This is a genomic window from Flavobacterium cyanobacteriorum, from assembly GCF_002251835.1.
Taxonomy (GTDB): Bacteria; Bacteroidota; Bacteroidia; order Flavobacteriales; family Flavobacteriaceae; genus Flavobacterium; species Flavobacterium cyanobacteriorum.
In genome coordinates this window covers 1-3015 of record NZ_NOXV01000104.1, presented here as the reverse complement: position 1 = coordinate 3015, position 3015 = coordinate 1, and the positions used below count along the sequence as shown (strand labels likewise).

Annotated in this window: 3 protein-coding genes; all 3 read left to right on the top strand. The window is 27.1% G+C overall.

Annotated elements, in window-relative coordinates; all coding sequences use genetic code 11:
• The first annotated feature begins 342 nt into the window (after positions 1–342).
• The 3 genes from CHU92_RS01200 to CHU92_RS01190 all read left to right on the top strand — a co-directional run bounded on the left by CHU92_RS01200 (position 343) and on the right by CHU92_RS01190 (position 2821).
• Positions 343–690: a methyltransferase family protein gene (locus CHU92_RS01200; protein WP_165764554.1), complete on the top strand. Its 348-nt coding sequence runs from the start codon at positions 343–345 to the stop codon at positions 688–690.
• Between the two features lie 13 nt (positions 691–703).
• Positions 704–889: a hypothetical protein gene (locus CHU92_RS01195; RefSeq protein ID WP_094411779.1), complete on the top strand. Its 186-nt coding sequence runs from the start codon at positions 704–706 to the stop codon at positions 887–889.
• Between the two features lie 168 nt (positions 890–1057).
• A complete protein-coding gene (locus CHU92_RS01190) occupies positions 1058–2821 on the top strand; it encodes a hypothetical protein (protein ID WP_129582971.1) in 1764 nt (587 codons plus the stop codon).
• Positions 2822–3015 lie beyond the last annotated feature (194 nt).

The following is a 3015-nucleotide window of genomic DNA, read 5'->3' as shown; positions in this document are numbered from 1 at the left end:
AGCTTTGGTGCTGATAAGCCGCCACATGCGCCAAGCGCAGGAACGTTGGCAGTAATGCTATGACCGACACCGTAAACATTTACAGACAGACATAATGAATGAATTTTTAAAAATTTTTTTGACAACATACTTTATTGTTTACTTCGGAATTGCTTTTGTTCGAAAAAGTGTAATTGTTGCGAAACGAATTGGCAAAAATCCACTCGTTTTACCAAAAGACGATAGTGCTTACGGATTAATTGGTTTTTACTTCAAACTGACAATGATTTTTATGTTCGTTTATGTTTTACTTTTATACCGACACTATGCGACAAATTTTTACCCATTTTACAACTTAACACATTGACAATAAAATATATTGGACTTGGGCTTTTGGCTTTTGCACTTATTTGGACAATTATTGCACAAGGACATAGGAAGAAATCTTGGAGAATTGGAATTGACACAGAAACGAAAACAGAACTTATAACGGCAGGAATTTTTCAATTTTCAAGAAATCCTATTTTCTTTGGAATGATAGTAAGTTTAGTTGGACTATTCTTGACAACGCCAAACGCTTTGACAATACTTTTCTTGATATTAGGACATATACTTATTCAAATAAAAATTCGACTTGAAGAAGAGTTTCTGACAGAACAACACGGACAAAAATATACGGACTATAAACAAAAAGTAAGACAACTAATTTAATAAAAATAAAATAATGAACAAACCAAAATTTATAATGGTAATAAGTGGAATTGTAATTTTAACAATTTCAACCTTAATATTCATTAGGCTTAATAATGACCATAAAGAATGTTCAACCGAAACAATATTTTCAAAGAACAATAATGGTGATGTAATAAAAGTTAAAAAACATATTTGTAAAGAAAAATATAGCTTTTAAAAGCACTACTGCCAACATCGGTTTGGCAATATGGCGGCTGAAGTACTTCTATCAAACATTTGTGCAAGGTTCAACGGCAGTAATTCTATTGAACTTTTGTGCTAAAAGTCCGCCACATCGCCAAGCCGAGAACCGTTACCTGCTATACTAAAAAAAATGACGGCAAAAATGACGATAACAGAATACATTTCAATTGGAACACTTACAATATCAATTTTATTATTGATTTTTAATGCAAAAAAATTACTTTTTGTAAACGTAATTACGAAAGAACGAATTAATTATATAGAAAAATTAAGAAATACATTAGCAGAATTTATAAGCCTAATTGAATATGAAGCAATAAATGAAAGTAAAGAAAATTTTGAGAATTATCAACTGATTATTTTGAAATATAATTATTTAAAATTGATGCTAAATCCTGATAATGAAATTGACAAGTTAATATTATTAGAAATTGAAAATTTATATAATTCATTCAATAACAAAGATAAAAACATACTTGAAAAGTGTAGAAGTTTTACAATTATGTCTCAAAGAGTAATTCATTTTGAATGGAAAGGAATACAAAACGAAACAAAATATTTCATTAATAAATCAAAATTCACTACAAATTTTTTAAAAATAGTCAAAAAATCAATTCCGGTTTTATTTTTACTTTTTCCAATTTTTTCGTTTTCTCAAATTACTATTGGAAGTGTTGAGAAAAAAGAAATAGAAATTGTTGAACCAAAACCTATTCCTTTTGATAGCATCAATAATTATAAAGAACAAGAGGATTTGATTAATTACAAAATGTATATTGGTCAAAAATTTTATTTACCAAAATACAACAATACTGAAGACGCTAATTATACAGGAAAAGAATATCCTTTTATGTTTTCCGACAGTCTATCACTTGTAAATATTGATCCATCAAAGCAATTAAAAATGGTTGATAATATTGGTCGTGAAACTAATAAATTTTATAAGAATATTTTCACATATAAATATAAACCATTTCATTATTTTTCAGGAATTGTAAATGGTAATGCTTACGCTTCAATAGTTACAAATGCTGACGAAGTTTCAAATAAATATTACACGGTAATTGATGTTTTTACTGGAGAAGAAATGAATAATATTTTAAACAACATCAAAACACTTATTAATAAAAGTAATGATAATTATGAGAACTATATTGACGATGTTGGATTTAATAATTATGATATTTTTGATATGTCAAAAACCATATTTAAAATTCAAGATGATATTACAAAAGAACAATCATATGTATTTAACTTAAATTACTTCATACTTGTTCCATACTTTGCAAAACAAAAAGAAATTTTCAACAATAAAAAAGTTATTGCTATTTTAACTGATGAGAATTTTGAAACTACTGATTTTTCAAAAAATGAAAAATTCATCCTTCCAAATAAATCAGTTTGGAATTGTGAAGTAACATTATTGAGTAAAAAAGAAATTTTAGCAAAAGATGATATTAAATTAAAAATTGGCAGTTATTTCATTGCATATAAACTAACAAATGAGAAAGGACAAATAATAATATTTAAAGGTTTAAATGGAAAAACTATAAATTTTAAAATATATGAAGATTATATTAATGAAGAAAACGACAAAAAACTTCTACAAGAACAATTGATTGCTAAAAACAAAAAATTAAAACAAATTGAAACTGAAAAAAGACTTGCAAAAGAAAAAGAACATTTGAATAAATGCATTACAAAATTTGGAGATTATTATGGAAACCTTGTAAATAATGGCAATATTGCTATTGGAATGACCAAAGAAATGTGTGAAATGTCTTGGGGAAAACCATTTGACAAATCGACAATAATTTATGAAAATATTACTAAAGAGTATTGGTATTACTCATGGAAAAAGAGTTTGTATTTTGAAAACGGAAAATTAATAAGAATAGAAAAATAAGTACAGCAGGTAACAGCAGTTTGGCAAAATGGCGGGTTTAGTGCTAAATTGAACATTTGGTTTTCAAATAAACATTAGTGCTAAATTGAAAGTAAGTGCTTCTAAATCCGCCACTTCGCCAAGCTGCGAACCGTTAGTGGCTATTTTATAGACTTAACGAACTCTATAAAACTTTCCCAACTATGCCCAGCCTT

Coding starts and splice junctions, on each gene's coding strand:
- CHU92_RS01190 (WP_129582971.1), top strand. CDS start 1,058: ATGACGATAACAGAATACATTTCAATTGGAACACTTACAATATCAATT.
- CHU92_RS01195 (WP_094411779.1), top strand. CDS start 704: ATGAACAAACCAAAATTTATAATGGTAATAAGTGGAATTGTAATTTTA.